We start from the raw sequence: 19,713 nt of genomic DNA on the forward strand, positions 1-19,713 counted from the left end.
CCGGATCCCACCGAACAGGAACCCTCTGTGTCCTCTCACAGCACCGGCTGGCGCAGCGCGCTGGCCACCACCCTCACCGTCGCGGTCGCGGGCTCGTTGCTCGCCACCGTCCCCGGCGGCGCCGCCTCGGCGGCGGCACCGGCAGCGGCGGCGCTGCCCGTCGCGGACGTCCTCGACGTCGACTTCACCGACGGGACGGCAGACGACCGCGCCCGCGGCCTGACCCCCACCCTCTTCGGCGACCCGGAGATCGTCGCCGACGCCGCTCGCGCACGCACGGCGTACGCCCTCGACGGCGACGACGCGGCGCTCTACCCCATGACGGGGCAGTACGACGCGATGGCGGCGGCCTTCTCGGTCGAGTGCAGCTTCCGCTACGACGGCACGGCGCTGGCCGGCGGCGAGCAGGACTTCTGCGGCGCCAAGGAGGCCGGCGGCTTCGCGACGTACGTCAGTGGCGGCCGAGGCGGCTTCATGGCCCACATCGGCGGCGGCTACAAGAACGTGCGCTTCGACATGCAGGCCGGCACCTGGTACCACACGCTCGTCGTGTGGGACGGCGCCTCGCTCGTCCTCTACGTGAACGGCGAGCAGGTCGCCCGGACGGCCGCGGTCGGCGCCTTCAAGGCGCCGTCGGTCGGCGCGCAGAGCTTCGCGATCGGCGCCGACGCCCAGCCGAGCAACGGCGTCGGCTTCTTCGCCGCGTCCACCATCGACACCGCACGGGTCTACTCCTCCGCGCTGGGCGCCGAGGAGGCCGCCGCCCTGGCCACCGCCGCGGTCACGGACCCGGTCGCGCCGACCGCCGACGTCCTCGACGTGGACTTCGCCGACGGGACCGCGACCGACCGGGCGCAGGGCCTGCCCGTCACCGAGTGGAACGAGCCCGTCGTCCGCGAGGACGTGCCGCTCGGCCGGAACGTCGCGGCCTTCGACGGCAGCTCCGCCTTCCTCTACCCCTTGGCCGACAGCTACGACGCGCTGGTCGACGGCTTCGCGGTCGAGTGCACGTTCAAGTACGACGACGACCTCCCCGCCAGCGGCGAGGAGCGCGGCAACATCTGCGGCGCCAAGGAGGCGGGCGGCTTCTCGATCACGCTCTACGGCAGCAACCTGTCGTTCAACCCCCACATCGGCGGCTCCTACCGCAACCTCAACGTCCCGGTGGTCGCCGACCGGTGGTACCACGTCGTCGGCACCTGGGACGGCGAGGTCGCCAGCCTCTGGCTCGACGGCGTGCTGGCCAAGCAGGCACCGGCCACCGGCGCCCTCCTCCCGCCCCCCAACGCGACCGCCCGCAACCTCGTGGTCGGCGGTGACGCCACCACCAACAACCGGGCGAACCTCCTCGCCCCGGCCACCGTCGCGAACGCCCGGGTCTTCTCCGAGCCGGTGGAGCGCACCGACGTCCTCGCGCTGCGACGCGACGTGCTCGCCGACGGCCTGGCCACCGCTCCCGTCACGATCACCTCCTCCACCCCGGCGGCCGGGAGCCGGATCACCGGCCCCACGACGCTGTCGGTCGAGACGCCGATGGACGAGGCGGTCGGGCGTACGTCCGAGCTGCGCCTCGACGGCTCGCTGGTGCGGCCCGGTGACGAGGTCGGTCCCGGCCTCCGGTCCGGCGAGCACACCCTCACGCTGCGCGGCAACGACGTCTTCGGTCGCCCGATCGACCAGTCGGTGACCTTCACGTCGGCCACCATCCCGGTGGGCGGGGGCACCGAGACCGGCCAGGCCGGCGGCTCGGTCACCCTGTCGTCGGTGGCCACCAACCCGAGCGGCGGCGACGTGGAGACGACGTTCGTCCGCGCCGAGGCCAAGGTCGCCGAGGGCGGCTTCCAGGGCACGGTGACCCAGCTCCCGACAGCGCTCGAGTTCGACCACCAGCAGGCCGAGGAGCTCGACGAGCCGCTGCAGCCGGGCGACGACGTGCTGGTCACCAGCCCGAGCGCCACCGGCATCGCGTTCCAGCGCCACGACGTGGCCGTGAGCACCGCCGAGGGCCAGCGGGTCAGCTGGACCGGCACCGTCGACCCGACCCGCAGCGTCACCCTCCGCGCCTGGAACGGCGAGGCGTGGGAGGCCCTCGACACCGCCCGCGGCCTGACCGAGGGGACCGTCAGCCTCACCGGCGACGTACGTCCCCGTCACCACCACGACGGCGTCGTGCCGATCATGGTCACCGGCGAGGACCCCTTCGCCGACGACCTCCCCAACGAGGTGAGGCCCTCCTTCGAGGACCCGGCGGCCTACGACTTCTCCCTGGCGCACCTCACCGACACGCAGTACCTCTCCGAGGGCGCCGACGAGCCGGCCACCCAGGCCGAGCGCGACGTGTGGCGCAGGACCTACACCGACATCACCGAGTGGATCGTCGCCAACTCCGACCAGCGCAAGATCGCCTTCACCGCGCACACCGGCGACATCATGGAGAACTGGCACAACCTCACCGACGACCGTGCCAAGGCGGTCCGGGAGTACGAGGTCGCGTCGGCGGCGCAGCAGATCATCGACGACGCCGGCCTGGTCAACACGGTGCTCCCCGGCAACCACGACAACCAGTACGGCCAGGACAACGGGCCCGACGCGCTCTACAACGACTACTTCGGCCCCGAGCGCTACGCGTCGCTGTCCCGGTCCCCGCGCTGGACCGCCTCGCAGGCGTCGTACCAGCCCTGGAAGCCGGGCGACAACGCCAACAACTACGTCCTGTTCAGCGCGAGCGGCCTCGACTTCGTCGTCGTCAGCCTCGGCTTCGGCGTGACGCCGGAGGAGTCGGCGTGGGCGGACGGCGTGCTGAAGCAGTACGCCGACCGCAACGCGATCGTGCTCACCCACGCCTACATCGCGCCGAGCAGCAACCCGGACGGCCGCGGCGGCGGGATGTCGTACGACGGCATGAGCGTGCGCGGCTCGGTGGTCAAGCAGAACCCGAACGTCTTCCTCGTCCTCTCCGGCCACGAGCACGGCGTCAACATCGAGGTCCGCAAGAACCTCGGTCAGCCGGGCAACCACGTGGTCGAGCTGCTCGCCGACTACCAGTTCTACAAGGTGCGTGCCGGCCAGGTCGGCCTGGGCGGGGTCGGCACCAACACCCCGGACACCCCGCTCCAGATGGGGTCGTCCTTCTTCCGGCTGCTCCAGTTCGACGTGGACCGCTCGGAGATGAGCGTCGACACCTACTCCCCCTTCCTCGACGACTTCGGGGCGACGGAGTACGACGACCGCAACCGCTACGACGGCACCGAGGACGACTTCAGGATGCCGATCCAGCTGCAGCACCGGGCGACCAGCTTCGCCACGGACTCGCTGGTCGTGCTCGACCCGACCGACGACGTCATCGGCACCGACACCGCGCGGTCCGGCTGGCCGGCGGAGGTCACCTGGGACGGGCTGACCATCGGCGAGACGTACGCCTGGCAGGCCGTGAGCCGTGACGCGGCGAGCGGTGAGGAGCTGCCCGGACAGGTGTCGCAGCTGGCGCTGTTCACCGCCACGGCCGACGGTGTCGCGGACCGCGCGGCCCCGGTCATCACCCTCGGGGCCTCGGACAGCGTCGCCCACGGCGCGGCCTTCGACCCGCTCGCGGGCGTCACGGCCCGGGACGACCGCGACGGCGACCTCACCGGGCGCCTCTCCGTGCTGGGCACCGTCGACACCTCGCAGGCCGGGCGCTACCAGCTCGTCTACCTCGTCAGCGACAAGGCCGGCAACCAGTCGGTCGCGACCCGCCAGGTGAGCGTGCAGGCGGCCCCCGCACCGGTCAACGCCCGACGCCCCGGCATCAACGGCACCCCCGCCGTCGGGCAGGTCGTCACCGCCGACCAGGGCCGGTGGACGCAGGCTGACGGTGCCACCTTCGAGGTGCAGTGGCTGCGCGACGGCACGCCCATCCAGGGCGCCACGTCGGGTGAGTACGCCGTGGTCGCCGCCGACGCCGGCACCCGCCTCAGCGTCCGGGTGACCGCGCTGGCCACGGGTCGGTCCCCGGTGGTCGCCACGTCCGCCGAGGCCACGGTGGGCTCGGTCGCGGCCGACGCCGCGATGAAGCTGCGGAAGAAGGTGAAGCAGGGCAAGCGGGTCACCGCGACCGTCTCCTTCTCCGCACCGGGCACCGTCCCGACCGGCACGGTCGTGGTCAAGGTGCGCGGCCGCACGGTCGATGCCCTCCCGCTGCGTGCGGACGGCACGGTGAAGGTCAGGCTGCCGAAGCTCCGCGTCGGCCGGCACAAGGTCACCGCGGTGCTCCTGCCCGGTGACGGGTTCGAGCGCACCACGGTCAGCCGCACGATCCGCGTGCGCCGCTGACCTGACACACCAGGATCGGGCGGCTCCGGGCTCCGGCCGGGGCCGCCCGACCCGTGTCGCGGCTCAGGCGGTGACGCCCACGCTCCACGTGACGCCGAAGCGGTCCGTCAGCATCCCGAAGCCCGGGCTCCAGGCAGACGCGGCCAGCGGCTCGACGATGCTCGCGCCGACGGCGAGGGCGTCCCAGTAGCCCTGGGCCTCCTCGAGGGAACCCGCGCTGACCGAGACGAAGCACGCCTGGTCCGTCACGGTGGTGCCGTTCTCACGGTGGGTGGCGGTCCCGCCCGTGATCGTCCCCCCGGTCGCGCCGGGGACGTCGTACGCCATCACCCGGAAGCCGTTGTCCGACGCGGCGAGGCCGAAGACCACGCCGTCCGCGCCCGGCAGCTCGCGGGGCATCCCGAGGTCGGCGTACGTGGTGACGGCGGCGGTGCCCCCGAACACCGACGCGTAGTGCTCGAGCGCCGCACGAGCGTCGCCGCGGAAGTTGAGGTGGGTGGTCGTCTCGATGGTCATGTCTGCTCCTGTCATGCCGGGCCCGACTGGCCCGGCACGGCCCAGCATCACGGGTGTCCAGGACAGTTCCTGTCCGGCACTTCACCTACGCTGGGCTCGTGTCCACCACCGCCCGGCTGCTCCGCCTGCTGTCGCTGCTGCAGACCCGTCGCGACTGGCCCGGCGCCGTCCTCGCCGAGCGGCTCGGCGTCACCGACCGCACGGTGCGCCGCGACGTGGACCGCCTGCGCGAGCTGGGCTACCGCATCCAGGTCAGCATGGGCCCCGACGGCGGCTACCGCCTCGGGCCGGGCGACGAGCTGCCACCGCTGCTGCTCGACGACGACCAGACGATCGCCGTCGCCCTCGCGCTGCAGACCGCCCCCGCCAGCGGTGCCGGCATCGAGGAGGACGCGATCCGCGCGCTCGCCACGATCCGGCAGGTCATGCCGTCGCGGCTGCGGCACCGGCTCGACGCCCTCGAGGTCACCGCCGTGACCGCACGACCCGGCGACGGGACCCCGCCGCGCGTGTCGCCCGACGTCCTCGTGTCGCTCGCCGCCACCGTGCGCGCGCGAGAGGTGCTGCGCCTCGACTACGCCCGGCGCGACGGCACGCTCGACGACACGCCACCACGGCGGGTGGAGCCCCACCGCGTCGTCACGTCGTACGGCCGCTGGTACCTCCTCGCGTGGGACCTCGACCGCGAGGACTGGCGGTTGTTCAGCATCGACCGCGTGACGCCGCGCGTCCCCACCGGTCCGCGGTTCACGCCGCGCGAGGTCCCCGGAGGGCACGTCGGGGAGTTCGTCGCCGCGCGCTTCAAGGGCCGCGACGTCAACGCGTGGCCCTGCACCGGCGCCGTCGTCCTCGACCTCCCCGCCGGCGAGGTCCTTCCCTTCGCCGGCGACGGGACCGTCACCCCGGTCGACGACGGGCGGTGCCGCCTCGAGGCGGGGGCGTGGTCCTGGGGCGCCCTCGCGGCCGCGTTCGGCCGGTTCGAGGTCGCGATGGAGGTCGTCGGACCGCCCGAGCTGGCCGACGCCTTCGCCGTGCTGGCCGAGAGGTACGCCGTGGCCGCCGGCTCCTACGGGCCCTCCGCCTCCAGGACGCGCTCGAAGGCCGCCGCCGCGCCCCGGAGGTAGCGCTCGACGACCTCGCGCTCCTCGTCGGTGAAGGACGCGTCGTGGCGGTCCAGCGCGATGAACATGGGCACCAGGTGGCCGACGATCTCCTCCCGCCCCGAGCCGGTGATGTGGAGCTCGGTGCGCCGTCGGTCCACCTCGTGCGGGCGTCGCTCGACGTGGCCGCGCGCGACCAGGCGGTCGACGATGCCGGTGGCGGCCGCGGTCGAGACCTCGAGCCGGCGGGCGACCTCGGCAGGCCCGATCTGCTCACGGCTCAGGTGCTCGAGCGTCACGAGCTCGCTCTCGCTGAGCCCCGCACGCCGCGAGACGACGTGGTTGACCCGGCTGCCCGCGGCGACCAGGTCGCGGAGCGCGCGCAGCGTCGGCGGCAGCTCCTCCTGACCGCGCTCGGCCCACGGCGGCGACGTCGGACGGGCCTGGTCGCTCACACCGCACCGCCTCTCTCTCCTGCGGACCGCCGGGCCCGTGTTTGCGTGTGCGACCACTATACCGCTAACTTGATAAGTAACTTGGTTAGCAATCATCTTGCCTAGACATCTTTCTCGCCCGTGAACACCTGCCTTCCTCGAGGAGCACCCGTGCCCGCCCACCGCACCCCCGCACTCGCCCGCGTGATCACCGGCCGGCGTACGGCCTGGCTCGTCGCCCTCGTGCCGATCCTGCTGGCGCTCGCCGTGCTGGCCCTCGTCCCCGAGGGCGAGCGCGAGACCACGAGCACCGACGCCTCGCCCGTCGGCGCCGACAGCACCAGCGCGGCCCAGCTGCTCGACGAGCTGCCGGAGGACGAGGGCCAGGTGGCCATCGTGCTGTGGACGGCGGACGACGGCGAGCTCAGCCGGCAGGCGCAGGGTGAGCTCACGAAGCAGGCGGTCGGCCTGCTGTCCGACGCGGGCGGCGGTGGCGAGGCACCCGAGGGCGCCGGCGACGGTCCGCCCGGTGCGCAGGGAGAGGAGTCCCAGGGCGAGGAGGGTCAGGGAGACGAGGGGCAGGGCCGCCGGTCACCCCTCGTGGTGGCCGAGGACGGGACCGCGGCGTTCGTCGCCGTGCCCGTGCTGTCCTCCTCCAACACCGACAACATCGACAAGGTCGAGGACCTCCGCTCGACGCTGACGGACGACGTGCCCGACGGGGTCACCGTGCAGGTCACCGGCCCCGCGGGCATCCAGGCCGACATCGGCCAGGTCTTCGACGGCGCCGACTTCCGCCTCCTCGCCGCCACCGCCGCCGTGGTCGCGATCCTGCTGATCATCACCTACCGCAGTCCCGTGCTCTGGCTGGTCCCGCTCACCGTCGTGGGCATCGCCGACCGGCTCGCCGCCATCGTCGCCACCAACGTCCTGGAGGTGACCGGCGTCGCGTGGGACGAGTCGACGGTCGGCATCCTCAGCGTGCTCGTCTTCGGTGCGGGCACCGACTACGCCCTGCTCCTGATCTCCCGCTACCGCGACGAGCTCAAGACCACCGAGTCCCGCTTCGAGGCGATGGGCCACGCGCTGTCGCGCACGTTCGAGGCGGTGCTGTCGAGCTCGACGACGGTCGTCCTCGGCCTGCTGACGCTGCTCCTGTCGAGCATCCCGACCACCCGCGGCCTCGGACTGGCCTGCGCGGTCGGCGTGCTCATCGCGGCGACCTTCGCGCTCGTCGTCCTGCCCGCAGCACTCGTCGTCTTCGGCCGCTGGATCTTCTGGCCGCGCGTGCCGCGAGTCGGCGACACCGTGCTCGTCGACTCGAACTCGCTGTGGCACCGCGTCGGTGACGCCGTCGCGCGCCGGCCGCGTACGTTCGTCGTCGCCACCATCGCCGGCCTCGCCGTGCTGGCGAGCGGGACCGCGTCGATCACCACCGGCCTCCGCCCGGCCGACCAGTTCGTCCAGCGGCCCGAGGCCATCTCCGCCGCCGAGCGCCTCGGCGAGTCCTTCCCCGCCGGCACGAGCGACCCGATCCAGGTGGCGACGCGCGCCGACGCCGAGCAGGTCCTGAAGGCGGTGGAGGACGTCGACGGTGTCTCGTCCGCGCGCGTCACGACGAGCGCCGACGGCATCTCCCAGATCGACGCCGTCCCCGACGCCGAGCCCGGGAGCGAGGAGGCACAGGCCCTGGTGGGCTCGGTGCGCGACGCGGTCGACGGGTTCGACGACACCCACGTCGGCGGCGGCGACGCCGAGGCGGTGGACGCCGAGGAGTACGCCGAGCGCGACCGCCTCGTCATCCTGCCGCTGATCCTGCTGCTGGTGCTCGGGGCGCTGGTGGTCCTGCTGCGCTCGGTCGTCGCGCCGCTCCTGCTGGTCGCGACCGTGCTGGCGACGTACGCCGCCGCGATGGGTGCGTCGTGGTGGCTCTTCCAGACCGTCTTCGACTTCGCGGCGATGGACACCGGCGTGCCGCTGCTGGCGTTCCTGTTCCTCGTCGCCCTGGGCGTCGACTACAACATCTTCCTCGTCACCCGCGCCCGCGAGGAGGCGCGCGAGCACGGCACCCGCGCCGGCATGCTGCGCGCCCTGACCGCCACCGGCGGTGTGATCACCAGCGCCGGCATCCTGCTCGCCGCGGTCTTCGCCGTCCTCGGCGTGCTGCCGCTGGTGGTGCTCGCCCAGCTCGGCGCGATCATCTTCGTCGGCGTGCTGCTCGACACCCTCGTCGTACGCACGGTGCTGGTGCCCGCGCTCGCCCTGACGCTCGGGGAGAGGTTCTGGTGGCCGCGGAGGGTGACCGCCCGGGAGGGGTGAGCCCGGGGAGGCTCAGCCCTCGCGGCCGCTGATCGCGGCGGCGACCCGCTTCGTCACGTCCGGGTGGAAGACGCTCGGGATGATGAAGGAGGGGTGCAGCTCCTCGGGCTTGACCGTGTCGGCGATCGCCTGGGCGGCGCGCAGCAGCATGTCGACCGTGACCTCGGAGGCGCCGGCGTCGAGCAGGCCGCGGAAGACGCCGGGGAAGGCGAGCACGTTGTTGATCTGGTTGGGGTAGTCCGAGCGACCGGACGCCACGACCGCGGCGTGCTTGTCGGCCTCGGCCGGGTCGACCTCGGGGTCGGGGTTGGCGAGGGCGAAGACGACGGGCTTGGGCGCCATCGTCGGGATCCACTGCGGGTCGAGGATGCCGGGCGCGGAGACGCCGATGAAGACGTCGGCATCGACGAGCACGTCCTGCAGCGAGCCCGCCGCCTTGCGCGGGTTGGTGGCCGCGGCGAGCTCGGTGTGAGCCGTCGAGAGCGACGCGTCACCGCCGCAGAGGGCCCCGTCGCGGTCGACCACGACGACGTCCTCCGCGCCCGCGGCGAGCAGCAGCGTGACGATCGCGGTGCCGGCGGCCCCGGCGCCCGAGACGACGATGCGCACGTCGGTGAGCTGCTTGTCGACGCAGCGCAGCGCGTTGGTGAGCGCCGCGAGCACGACGATGGCCGTCCCGTGCTGGTCGTCGTGGAAGACCGGGATGTCGAGCGACTCGCGCAGCCGGGCCTCGATCTCGAAGCAGCGGGGAGCGGCGATGTCCTCGAGGTTGATGCCGCCGAAGCCGGGCGCGATCATCTCGACGGCCTTCACGATCTCGTCGGTGTCCTGGCTGGCCAGGCAGATCGGCCAGGCGTCGATGTCGGCGAACCGCTTGAACAGCGCCGCCTTGCCCTCCATCACCGGCATCGCGGCGCCCGGGCCGATGTTGCCCAGGCCGAGCACTGCGGAGCCGTCGGTGACGACGGCGACCGAGTTGCCCTTGATGGTCAGCTTGCGGACGTCCTCGGGATTGTCGTGGATCGCCATCGAGACCCGGCCCACACCCGGGGTGTAGGCCATGGACAGGTCGTCGCGGGTGCGCAGCGGGACCTTGGACTCCACCGAGATCTTGCCGCCGAGGTGCAGCAGGAACGTCCGGTCGCTGACCTTGTGGACCGTCACGCCCTCGACGCCGGAGACCGCGGTGACGAGCTCCTGGGAGTGCGTCGCGTCGGACGCCGAGCAGGTCACGTCGACCGTGAGCCGGTCGTGGCGCGACTCCGCGACGTCGATGGCGGTCACCACTCCGCCGTTGTGCGCGATGGTGGTCGCGACGGCGCCGACGACGCTGTGGTCCGGGGCGGTGTACAACCGCATGGTGATCGAGTACGACGACGCGGTTGCTGCCATGCCCTGACCCTCCCCCCGAGGACGGGTTACCGGCAAGTCCGATCGGGCTAGGCTCGGGTTGTGGACACAGAGTTCATCGACGCGTCGGACAGGAGTCGCTACGAGCTGCGCTCGGGCGACCAGCTCGTCGGCCTCATCGACTACCGCCTGCGCGACGACGCGATCGCGCTCGTGCACACCGAGGTGCTGCCCGACTTCAGCGGCCAGGGCCACGCCGCCACGCTGGCCCGCGCGGCGCTCGACGACGCCCGCGCGCGTTGCCTGCGCGTAGTGCCCTCGTGCCCCTACGTCGCCGCCTACATCGGCAAGCACCCGGAGTACGCCGACCTCGTCCGCTGACCGGCCCCACGTGTACGTCGCGCGGCGCGGGGAAGCCCTATAGTCGCCGCGGACGGCGCAGGGCTGTGACGAACCGGGGGTGGGCCATGGCCGAGGGGGCCAGCGAGGTCGAGCAGGCGGACTCGGCGATCGCACGACGCATCGGCTTCGTCGCGCGACCCGTGCGCGGGCTCGTCAACGCCCCGCACCTGCTGGTGCTCGTCGTCCTCGGGATCTGGGTCGCGTGCTCGCTGGTCTACGCCCTCATCGAGGGCAAGGGCCCGATCGAGGGTCTCTGGTGGGGCATCGTGACCGGGTCGACCGTGGGCTACGGCGACTTCTACCCGTCCTCCACCGCCGGTCGGGCCGTCGGCGCGGTCCTCATCGTGTCGATGCTCGTGCTGGTGCCGATCGCGATCGGACACGTGATCGCCAACCTCGTCTTCGACAAGGAGTCCCTCGCCGTCGCGACGGTCCTCGAGGACGTGCACGAGCGCATCGACCGCCTCGAGCACCTCACCCTCGCCTCCCTCGAGGCCCAGCACGGCCGCGAGTGGCTGGAGCAGCGGCTCGCCGAGCACGAGGCCGCCGACGCGGCCACCACCGACGTCGCCGAGCAGATGCTCGCGATGTTCACCCGGAAGAACGACCAGGACCTGCCCGGAGGCACCCCATGACCACCACGTCCCGCCGCCGCATGCGGTCGAGCAGCATCTCGCTGGGCATCACCGCGCTGATGGCCAGCAGCCTGACCGGCTGCTCGTCGAGCGCCGACTACGCCGCGGTGTGCGTCGACCCGCAGACCCAGGAGCGCGTCGACGACGACCAGTGCGACGACGACTCCGACTACAGCGGCGGCGGGTCCGGCTTCTTCTGGTACTACCTCGGCGCCAGCTCACGCATCCCCGCCGTCGGCACGACCGCCACCGGCGGCACGTGGAGCGGGAGCACCCTCAACGGCTCCGTGCAGCGCGGCGGCCTGCCCAGCACGGGCGGGTCGACCGTCAAGTCCGCCACCACCAAGGGCGGGTTCGGCGGCAGCTCGCGCGGGTTCGGCTGAGCAACGCCCGCACTCCCCGCCCTCCCCGCTCCCCCGCCCGACCCAGGAGAACCCCGTGACCGACCTGCTCGACGCCCTCCTCCACGCCGTCGCGTACGCCCTCGTCGGCGGCGCCATGCTCGTCGTGGCCTACTACGTCCTCGACCTCGCGACACCGGGACACCTCGGCACCCACCTGCGCGGCGTCGACGAGAACGGCAACGAGTCCGTGCACGCGCACTCCAAGGGCGCGGGCGTGGTGACCTCCGCGTGGCTGGTCTCCAACGCCGCCGTCCTCTTCACCGCGATCTGGACCAACGGCGAGACCTCGCTCGGCTGGGCGCTCGTGTGGACCGTGTGCTTCGGCGCCGTCGGCATCGCGCTCAACACGCTGATGTTCTTCGCCGTCGAGGCCATCACGCCGGGCGACCTGCGCCGGATCGTCACCGAGCCCGGCCCGGTGCGACCCCTGGCCCACGTCGCGGCCGCCGTCGCCCTCTCCGTCGGCGCCATCGTGTGCGCCAGCATCGCCTGAGCGGGCGGGCACCGCACGATGTGGCGCCACCGTTCGCGGGCGCGTGAGGGCTGGCGCGACACCGTCGTCGAGCAGGGTCTGGTCTTCCCCGTCACGACGATGCCCGACGGCTCCGAGCTGCCGTACTGGAACGAGGACGCCTGGTACGAGGTGACGATGGAGGAGGTGGAGGCCCTCGAGGCCGCCACCGAGGAGCTGTGGGCGATGTGCCTGCAGGCGGTCACCCACATGGCGACGTCGATGACCGACGAGCGGCTCGGGCTGCCGCCGGGGTCGCTGGGCGTCGTGCGCCGCTCGATCGAGGCCGGCGACCCGGCCCTCTACGCCCGCTTCGACCTGGCGTACGGCGCGGACGGGTCGATCAAGATGCTCGAGATCAACGGCGACACCCCGACCGGCCTCGTCGAGACCGGGATCATCCAGTGGAACTGGATGGAGGACGTGATGCCGGAGATGGACCAGTGGAACTCCGTCCACGACCGTCTCGTCGCGGGATGGCGCAAGCTCCGCCGCTCCGGCCACTTCGACGGCGACCGGATGCACTTCCTCTACGACCTCGGTGAGGAGGACTCCTACGACGGCGGCGAGATGGAGATGACCGTTCACTACCTGATGGACACCGCCGTCCAGGCCGGGTGGATGGCCCTCGCCCACCCGATGGCGGAGGTCGGGTGGAACCCCGACACCCGCGACTACCGTGACGTCCACGACGAGCCGCTGCGCAACGCGTTCAAGCTGTACGCCTGGGAGGAGATGCTCGCCGAGCCGTTCGGTCGGTACGTGGTCGACCAGCAGGAGTCGCGCCCGACGAGGTGGATCGAGCCCGCCTGGAAGGCGCTGCTCAGCACCAAGGCCCTCCTGCCCGTGCTGTGGGAGCTCTTCCCGCGCCACCGCCTGCTGCTGCCGGCGTACTTCGACGAGCCGCGCGACCTCGAGCGCTGGGTGGCCAAGCCGCTCCACGGGCGCGAGGGCGACAACATCCGCATCCACCTCGACGACCTGGTCGAGGACGTCGTCATGCCCGGCGGCTACGGCGCGGAGGGCTGGGTCTACCAGGGCTACACCGACCTGCCGAGCTTCGAGGGCAACCGCGTCGTGCTCGGGTCGTGGATCGTCGACGGCGAGGCCGCCGGGATGATCGTGCGCGAGTCCGACAACCTCGTCACCGACTACTTCTCGCGCGTCGTCCCCCACGTGATCAGCGACGGGCTGGCGCCGTCCGAGGCGCAGGTCGCGCAGTGGCTGGCCGAGCGGGTCGGGCCGGACGCCCCCAGCCTCTAGCGCACCACCGAGTCGGTGACCGTACGGCCCGCGCCGAGGAAGAAGATCCCCGGGATCGTCTCGAAGCCGTCGCTCGGGTTGTCGACGAGCTCGGAGCCGCGGATGGTGAGCGTGCCGCTGCGGTCGTTGGACACGAAGAAGATCGCGCCGCCGCCCTCGCGGGCTCGGTTGCCGGTGAGCGTGGAGTCCTCGAGGACGAGGTGGATGTCGTCGCCGTCCATGTAGATCGCGCCACCGGAGCCGCCGCCTGGCGTGCCGGGGCGGGCGGGGTTGGCGCCGCGGCCCACCGCACGGTTGCCGGTGAAGGTCGAGCCGGTGACCCGCCACGAGACACCGATGCTGCTCAGCGCCGACCCGTTGCTGCACCGACCACCGGTGAAGCTCGAGCGGCGGACGACGACGGGACGGTCGGCGTACTGGTCGAACACCCGCACGGCGGCCCCGCCGACGTCGGGGCCCGTACGAGCGCAGCGGTTGTCGACGAAGTGCGAGTCGACGATCCTCAGCCGGCCACCGCGGGCGAAGATCGCGCCTCCGCCCCCACCGCCCTCGTCGGACCCGACGGCCTCCGCGGACGCGTTGCCGCGCGCGAGGCGCATCCGCTTCACGACCAGCAGCGGCTCGGCCTGGTCGTTGCAGTGCGACGTCGTCCAGACCTGGGCCCTGTCGCACGTGTTCATGTAGAGGATGCGGCGCTGCCCCCGGCCGTCGAGCGTCACCGTGCCACCGCCGTCGAGGACCACCTTCGCCGAGGTGTTGACGACCTTGGCGGTCCGCTTCATCGCGATCGTCACCGGGTCCGGCCCGCAGTCGAAGGCGATCACCCCGCCCCGCGCCACCGCGCGCACGACCGCGCGGGAGGTGCACGACGCGGGGGTGCCGGTGCCGACGACCGTGTCGGCGCGCTGGACCCGCGGAGCCGCGTCACGCGCGGCCTCCGGCGCCGGCGACGGCCCCGCGGCCGCCGGAGCGGCCGACGCCACCACGGCTGCGACGAGCGCAGCGGCGACGGCGCCGGCCCGCGTCACGACCGGATCGCCTTCTCGATGTCGCCCGAGAGCTTCTCCGGCTCGGTCTGCGGTGCGTAGCGGTCGATGACCGTGCCGTCGCGGCCGACGAGGAACTTGGTGAAGTTCCACTTGATCTTGCTGCCGAGCAGGCCGCCCTTGGAGTCCTTGAGCCACTGGAAGAGCGGGTGCGCGTCGTCGCCGTTGACGTCGACCTTGGAGAAGAGGGGGAACGTGACGCCGAAGTTGCGCTCGCAGAAGTCGGAGATCTCAGCCTCGTCGCCCGGCTCCTGCCCGCCGAACTGGTCGCACGGGAACCCGAGCACGACCAGGCCCTCGTCGGCGTAGGTGTCCTGGAGCTGCTGGAGGCCCTTGTACTGCCCGGTGAACCCGCACTGCGAGGCGGTGTTCACGACGAGGACGACCTTGCCGTCGTAGGCGGAGAGGTCGGTGTCGGTCCCGTCGATCGCCTTCGCCGAGAAGTCGGAGAGAGTAGTCATGCTCCCGAGTCTGCCACCACGCCCGCACCCCGCGACTCCCCGAACGCGCCGTCGAAGACCCACTCCGAGAGTGGCCGGCGCACCCGGTCGCGGTGGTCGCGCGCAGCGGTGCGCTCGTCGACCTCGGCGGGGTCCCCGGGAGCACCGATCGCGATGCCCGTGAGCAGCTGGTGCGTGGGCGGCACGCGCAGCGCGGCCGCGAGCGCGTCGTGGTCGAAGCCGGCGAACTGGTGGGCCAGCAGGCCCATCGCCGTGGCCTGCAGGGTGAGGTGGGCCGCCGCCTGACCGACGTCGTGGAGCGCGTAGTCGCTGTACGCCGGTGCGTCCGGCTCGTCGCCCGTCCGCATGTGGGCGGCGGTGAGGAAGACGACGGAGGCGCGCGGGACCCAGCCGGAGTTGCCGCGGCTCAGCGTCGCGACGAGGCGCTCGTGGTTGGCCGTGCCGGGGCGGCACACGAAGAACATCCACGGCTGGCTGTTGCCCGCGCTCGGCGCCCACTGGGCGGCGTGCAGCAGGGTCGTCACCTCGTCGTCGGAGAGCCGGTGCGCGGGGTCGTACACGCTCGCGCTCCAGCGCGACCGCATGGGCTCGGCGAGCCCCTCGGCCTCCGGCTGCGGCGCTTGCGGGCGGGAGTCGGACGGCACCCGGCGAGTATGACGCCCGCTCACGCGTCGAGCGCGTCGAGGTCGCGCAGCGCCGACTCCCAGCGCTCGCGACGCTCGGCGTCGGTCTGCTCCCACCACGCGGTCCCGCGCTCGCCGAGGCCGACCTTGGCCAGCTGCGTGCGGTGCCGCGTCGCCCGCAGCTCGGCGTCCGACGTGGCCGTACGCACACCGGACCGGCCGCGGCCCAGGTGCGACTTCAGTCGCTCGAGGGCGTCGGCCGGGATCGCCGGGTCGGTACGCCGCCAGCGACGGCCGTCGACCACCAGCCACTTCTCCTCGTCGCTCGCGCTGTCGCTCGGCTCTGCCATGCACCCAGTGTCGCTTGACACTGGTCACCTCGCGATGTGCAATATATCGCAACCACCACCCCAGGAGATCCCGTGATCCTCGAGCAGTTCGAGCGCTACCCGCTCACCTTCGGCCCCTCGCCCCTCCAGCACCTGAAGCGGCTCACCGCGCACCTCGCCGACCTCGGCGGCGGCGCCCAGGTGTGGGCCAAGCGCGAGGACGTCAGCAGCGGACTGGCCTACGGCGGCAACAAGGTCCGCAAGCTCGAGTACATCGTCCCGGACGCGCTCGCCTCGGGCGCCGACACGCTCGTCTCCATCGGCGGCTTCCAGTCCAACCACACCCGCCAGGTCGCCGCGGTCGCCGCGCACCTGGGCATGAGGTGCCGGCTCGTGCAGGAGAAGTGGGTGCCGTGGGACGACCCCACCAACACCCAGGTCGGCAACATCCTGCTGAGCCGGATGATGGGCGCCGACTCGCGCCTCGACCCGGCCGGCTTCGACATCGGCATCCGCGACTCGTGGAAGGACGCGCTCCGCGAGGTCGAGGAGGCCGGCGGCACGCCGTACGCCATCCCGGCCGGTGCCAGCGAGCACCGCCTCGGCGGCCTCGGCTTCGCCAACTGGGCCTTCGAGGTCGCCGAGCAGGAGAAGTCCCTCGGCATCACCTTCGACACGATCGTCGTCTGCACGGTCACCGGCTCCACCCACGCCGGGATGATCGCCGGCTTCGCCGCCCTCGAGGACCTCACCGGCGTGCGCCGCCGCGTGATCGGCATCGACGCCAGCGCCACGATCGACAAGACCCGCGACCAGGTCGAGCGCATCGCGCGCCACACCGCCGACCTCATCGAGCTCGGACGCGAGCTGCGCGACGACGAGATCACGGTCCTCGAGGGGTGGGCGGGCGAGCTCTACGGCCTGCCGGTCGAGTCCACGATGGAGGCCATGGCCCTCGGTGCCCAGCTCGAGGCGATGATCACCGACCCCGTCTACGAGGGGAAGTCGCTCGCCGGCCTGATCGACCTGGTGACGTCCGCCGACATCCCCCGCGACTCCCACGTGCTCTACGCCCACCTCGGTGGCCAGCCGGCGATCAACGCCTACCACTCCCTGTGGCCCGCGCAGTGAGCCCGGACCCGGCGACGTTGCGCGAGGTCGCCCGCCGGGTGCTGTGGCTCTCCGCCGCGATCGTCGACGCCGCCAACCGCGGCCGACCCAACAGCAGCGGCGTCAAGGTCGGTGGCCACCAGTCGTCGTCGGCCTCGATGGTCGACGTCATGGTGGCGCTCTGGTTCCACTCGCTGCGCCACACCGACCGCGTCTCGGTGAAGCCGCACGCCTCGCCGGTCCTCCACGCGATCAACTACCTCCTCGGCGACCTCGACGAGTCCTACCTGACGACCCTGCGGGCGAGGGGCGGCCTCCAGAGCTACCCCAGCCGGCTCAAGGACCCTGACACGGTGGACTTCTCGACCGGCTCGGTCGGCATCGGGGCGACGGCCGCGCTGTGGGCCGCGATCGCGCACCGCTACACCCGCTCGCACTTCGCCGAGACGCCCGAGGCCGGCCGGTTCGTCAGCCTGCTCGGGGACGCCGAGCTCGACGAGGGCGCGATCTGGGAGGCCGTGGCGGACCCGCAGGTCGCCTCGCTCGGCGAGCTCCTGTGGGTCGTCGACCTCAACCGGCAGTCGCTGGACCGCGTCGTCCCCGACATCCAGATCGACCGGCTCCGGGGCATGTTCACCGCAGCCGGCTGGCAGGTCGTCACCTTGAAGTGGGGACGCTTCGTGTCCGGGCTCTTCGAGCGGCCGGGCGGCGCTGACCTGCGCCGCCGGCTGGAGGAGATGCCCAACGAGGAGTACCAGCGGATGCTCCGCGTGCCCGAGGACGAGGTCGCCGGCCGCGTCCTGGCCGGCTCCCCCTCACCGGAGCTGCGCGACCTGGTCACCGCCCTGCCGGCACGCGACCTCGCCGCCGCCGTGCGCGACCTCGGCGGGCACGACCTGCCGCTGCTCGTCGACACCTTCGACGACGTCGACGACCACCGGCCCACCGTCGTGCTCGCCTACACGATCAAGGGCCGCGGCCTCGCCACCGAGGGACACCCCAACAACCACTCGGCGCTGCTGACCGAGCACCAGATGGAGCTGCTCGCCGCGGCGTGCGGCGTCGACGCGGACGACCCGTGGGCGACGTTCGAGCCCGGTACGGCGGCGGCCGACCTCTGCGCCCGGCGCGCCGAGTCGCTGCGCCGACCGGCTCCGACCCCGCAGCAGCCCCTCGAGGTGCCGGCGTCGCTCGGCCGCCCGCACCGCAAGCCCGTCTCGACCCAGGCGGCGCTCGGGCGGCTGCTGTCCGACCTGCCCCGCGACGCGCCCGGGCTCGCCGCCCGCCTCGTCACCTGCAGCCCCGACGTCGCGTCCTCGACCAACCTCGGCGGGTGGATCAACAAGACCGGCGTATGGTCGGTCAAGGAGCGTCGCGACTGGTTCGCCGACGACCGCGAGCGCGTGCTGCGATGGTCCGAGAGCGAGTCCGGGCAGCACATCGAGCTCGGCATCGCCGAGGTCAACCTCGTCGGACTGCTCGGCGAGCTCGGCACGACCTGGTCGCGCTGGGGCCAGCGCCTCGTCCCGGTCGCCACCATCTACGACCCCTTCGTCAGCCGCGCGCTCGAGCCCTGGTCGTACGGCATCTACGCCGGCGGCCAGTCGATCCTCGTCGGCACGCCCTCGGGCGTCACGCTGGCGCCGGAGGGCGGGGCCCACCAGTCGATCACCACGCCGTCGATCGGGCTCGAGCAGCCGGGCTGCGTGGCCTGGGAGCCGGCCTTCGCGCAGGACCTCGAGTGGACCTTCCTCCACGCCGCCGCGCAGGTGGGCGTCCCCGGGGGCACGTCGGCGTACTTCCGCCTCTCCACCCGTCCCCTGGACCCGACCCTCGCCGCCCTGCCGGGGGACCCGGCATTGCTCGAGCGACGCCGACGGCAGGCGGTCGCCGGCGGCTACCGCCTGTCCACTCATGCGGCCTTCGACGACGAGGTGACCCTCGTGGGCGTCGGCGCCCTCATGCCCGAGGTGGTCGAGGCCGCCCGCGTGCTCGGGGAGCAGGGCGTGACCGCGGGCGTCGTGTGCCTGACCAGCCCGGACCTCGTCTTCCGGTCCTTCCAGCAGCGCGGACGTCGCGCGCCCTCCTCGGGTGGCGACGCGCTGGCGGGCAGCATCGTCGACGAGCTGTTCCCCGAGCGCGCCCCGGCGCCGCTCGTGACCGTCCAGGACGGTCACCCCCACACGCTGGCGTTCCTCGCCGCGGTCCGGGGGGACCGGGTGCGCTGCCTCGGGGTGAGCGAGTTCGGCCAGTCCAGCGACCTCGCGTCGGCGTACGAGCTGCACGGCATCGACGTGGCCTCGATCGTCGACGCCGCCCTCGGCCTCACCGGCCGGTAGGCGGGTCGGCGGGCCGCACCAGCGCGGCGGCGATCCACGACTGCGTCATCAGCACCTCGACCCCCGACCCGGTCGAGTACGACTCCACGCGGGCCACCCACGCCTCCCAGCCCCGGCGATCGGAGCGCCGCCACGCGAGCAGGACGCCCGGGGCCGGGGCGGACCACCGGCCGGTCAGGTCCACCCAGACGTGGAACGGCGGCTGGCGCGGCACCGGCCGATGATAGAACACCTGTTCGAATGACGCGCCGCGGGAACGACGAAGGCCCCGGGTCCGGGGACCCAGGGCCTTGTCACACGTACGTGCGCGAGGGGGGAGTTGAACCCCCACGTCCTTTCGGACACACGGACCTGAACCGTGCGCGTCTGCCTATTCCGCCACTCGCGCGAGAAGCGGGCTCAGGCTACCCCAACGCCCACCGACGCTCCCAATCGGCCGTACGGCGGGGCGGCACCGTCGCGCGCGGGCGCCCGGCCGGTACGCTCGCAGGCACCGGCCGGGCGGTGTGTGAAGCCTGCCCACCACGACGATGCGACCCGATCCCAGTCCCAGCGCGACG

At 72.7% G+C, this 19,713-nt stretch carries 18 protein-coding genes and 1 tRNA gene; 10 read left to right on the forward strand and 9 right to left on the reverse strand.

The genetic code is table 11. The annotated features are described in order from the left end of the window. Positions 1–27: 27 nt before the first annotated feature. On the forward strand, positions 28–4,311 hold the full coding sequence (locus tag F4692_RS07030; protein ID WP_179618847.1) for a LamG-like jellyroll fold domain-containing protein: 4,284 nt from the start codon (positions 28–30) through the stop codon (positions 4,309–4,311). A gap of 63 nt (positions 4,312–4,374) precedes the next feature. Here F4692_RS07030 and F4692_RS07035 read toward each other — a convergent pair whose 3' ends face one another. After that, positions 4,375–4,827, reverse strand: coding sequence for a VOC family protein (locus F4692_RS07035; RefSeq protein WP_179618848.1), 453 nt, complete (start codon positions 4,825–4,827; stop codon positions 4,375–4,377). Positions 4,828–4,925: 98 nt separating this feature from the next. Here F4692_RS07035 and F4692_RS07040 point away from each other — a divergent pair, with 98 nt between their 5' ends. Next, positions 4,926–5,951, forward strand: a complete 1,026-nt coding sequence (locus tag F4692_RS07040; RefSeq protein ID WP_179618849.1) for a helix-turn-helix transcriptional regulator — start codon at positions 4,926–4,928, stop codon at positions 5,949–5,951. Here the strand turns inward: F4692_RS07040 and F4692_RS07045 are convergent. After that, on the reverse strand, positions 5,894–6,382 hold the full coding sequence (locus F4692_RS07045) for a MarR family winged helix-turn-helix transcriptional regulator (protein WP_308645190.1): 489 nt from the start codon (positions 6,380–6,382) through the stop codon (positions 5,894–5,896). The two genes, F4692_RS07040 and F4692_RS07045, sit on opposite strands and share 58 nt — an antisense overlap. A gap of 150 nt (positions 6,383–6,532) precedes the next feature. Between F4692_RS07045 and F4692_RS07050 the strand changes: the two genes are divergently transcribed. Further along, positions 6,533–8,680 (forward strand): MMPL family transporter, encoded by a 2,148-nt coding sequence (locus tag F4692_RS07050; RefSeq protein WP_308645191.1) that lies wholly within the window; start codon positions 6,533–6,535, stop codon positions 8,678–8,680. Positions 8,681–8,692: 12 nt separating this feature from the next. Here the strand turns inward: F4692_RS07050 and F4692_RS07055 are convergent, their stop codons facing one another. After that, the gene (locus F4692_RS07055) at positions 8,693–10,072 is read right to left on the reverse strand and encodes an NAD-dependent malic enzyme (protein ID WP_179618851.1); all 1,380 of its coding nucleotides are present in this window, start codon (positions 10,070–10,072) and stop codon (positions 8,693–8,695) included. Between the two features lie 60 nt (positions 10,073–10,132). On the opposite strand from F4692_RS07055, the gene F4692_RS07060 reads away from it, so the two are divergent. The 5 genes from F4692_RS07060 to F4692_RS07080 all read left to right on the forward strand — a co-directional run bounded on the left by F4692_RS07060 (position 10,133) and on the right by F4692_RS07080 (position 13,245). After that, positions 10,133–10,411 (forward strand): GNAT family N-acetyltransferase, encoded by a 279-nt coding sequence (locus F4692_RS07060; protein WP_179618852.1) that lies wholly within the window; start codon positions 10,133–10,135, stop codon positions 10,409–10,411. A gap of 86 nt (positions 10,412–10,497) precedes the next feature. Then, positions 10,498–11,067, forward strand: coding sequence for a potassium channel family protein (locus F4692_RS20685; RefSeq protein ID WP_218858173.1), 570 nt, complete (start codon positions 10,498–10,500; stop codon positions 11,065–11,067). Further along, positions 11,064–11,450 carry a hypothetical protein gene (locus F4692_RS07070; RefSeq protein WP_179618853.1) on the forward strand — a complete coding sequence of 129 codons (387 nt, stop codon included), beginning with the start codon at positions 11,064–11,066 and terminating at the stop codon, positions 11,448–11,450. The genes F4692_RS20685 and F4692_RS07070 overlap by 4 nt, the downstream gene beginning before the upstream one ends. 55 nt (positions 11,451–11,505) lie before the next feature. Further along, positions 11,506–11,964 (forward strand): DUF350 domain-containing protein, encoded by a 459-nt coding sequence (locus tag F4692_RS07075; RefSeq protein ID WP_179618854.1) that lies wholly within the window; start codon positions 11,506–11,508, stop codon positions 11,962–11,964. 18 nt (positions 11,965–11,982) lie between these two features. Then, positions 11,983–13,245: a glutathionylspermidine synthase family protein gene (locus F4692_RS07080; RefSeq protein WP_179618855.1), complete on the forward strand. Its 1,263-nt coding sequence runs from the start codon at positions 11,983–11,985 to the stop codon at positions 13,243–13,245. Here the strand turns inward: F4692_RS07080 and F4692_RS07085 are convergent. Genes F4692_RS07085 through F4692_RS07100 form a run of 4 tightly spaced genes read right to left on the reverse strand, consistent with a single transcriptional unit; the run spans position 13,242 to position 15,725 of the window. After that, positions 13,242–14,273 carry a hypothetical protein gene (locus tag F4692_RS07085; RefSeq protein ID WP_179618856.1) on the reverse strand — a complete coding sequence of 344 codons (1,032 nt, stop codon included), beginning with the start codon at positions 14,271–14,273 and terminating at the stop codon, positions 13,242–13,244. The genes F4692_RS07080 and F4692_RS07085 overlap by 4 nt on opposite strands. Beyond that, the gene (locus F4692_RS07090) at positions 14,270–14,752 is read right to left on the reverse strand and encodes a glutathione peroxidase (RefSeq protein ID WP_179618857.1); all 483 of its coding nucleotides are present in this window, start codon (positions 14,750–14,752) and stop codon (positions 14,270–14,272) included. Before F4692_RS07090 ends, F4692_RS07085 begins: the two co-directional genes overlap by 4 nt. After that, a complete protein-coding gene (locus tag F4692_RS07095) occupies positions 14,749–15,396 on the reverse strand; it encodes a nitroreductase family protein (RefSeq protein ID WP_308645192.1) in 648 nt (215 codons plus the stop codon). The genes F4692_RS07090 and F4692_RS07095 overlap by 4 nt, the downstream gene beginning before the upstream one ends. A gap of 20 nt (positions 15,397–15,416) precedes the next feature. Next, a complete protein-coding gene (locus F4692_RS07100; protein WP_179618858.1) occupies positions 15,417–15,725 on the reverse strand; it encodes a biopolymer transporter Tol in 309 nt (102 codons plus the stop codon). Positions 15,726–15,797: 72 nt separating this feature from the next. Here F4692_RS07100 and F4692_RS07105 point away from each other — a divergent pair, with 72 nt between their 5' ends. Both F4692_RS07105 and F4692_RS07110 read left to right on the forward strand, forming a co-directional pair. Further along, the gene (locus tag F4692_RS07105; protein WP_179618859.1) at positions 15,798–16,835 is read left to right on the forward strand and encodes a 1-aminocyclopropane-1-carboxylate deaminase; all 1,038 of its coding nucleotides are present in this window, start codon (positions 15,798–15,800) and stop codon (positions 16,833–16,835) included. Further along, a complete protein-coding gene (locus tag F4692_RS07110; RefSeq protein ID WP_179618860.1) occupies positions 16,820–19,153 on the forward strand; it encodes a transketolase-like TK C-terminal-containing protein in 2,334 nt (777 codons plus the stop codon). Before F4692_RS07105 ends, F4692_RS07110 begins: the two co-directional genes overlap by 16 nt. Here the strand turns inward: F4692_RS07110 and F4692_RS07115 are convergent. Together F4692_RS07115 and F4692_RS07120 are read right to left on the reverse strand one after the other, a co-directional pair. Beyond that, positions 19,140–19,367, reverse strand: a complete 228-nt coding sequence (locus F4692_RS07115; protein WP_179618861.1) for a hypothetical protein — start codon at positions 19,365–19,367, stop codon at positions 19,140–19,142. The genes F4692_RS07110 and F4692_RS07115 overlap by 14 nt on opposite strands. Before the next feature lie 90 nt (positions 19,368–19,457). Continuing rightward, positions 19,458–19,541, reverse strand: a tRNA-Leu gene (locus F4692_RS07120). Positions 19,542–19,713 lie beyond the last annotated feature (172 nt).

The organism is Nocardioides cavernae (assembly GCF_013410035.1).
GTDB lineage: Bacteria > Actinomycetota > Actinomycetes > Propionibacteriales > Nocardioidaceae > Nocardioides > Nocardioides cavernae_A.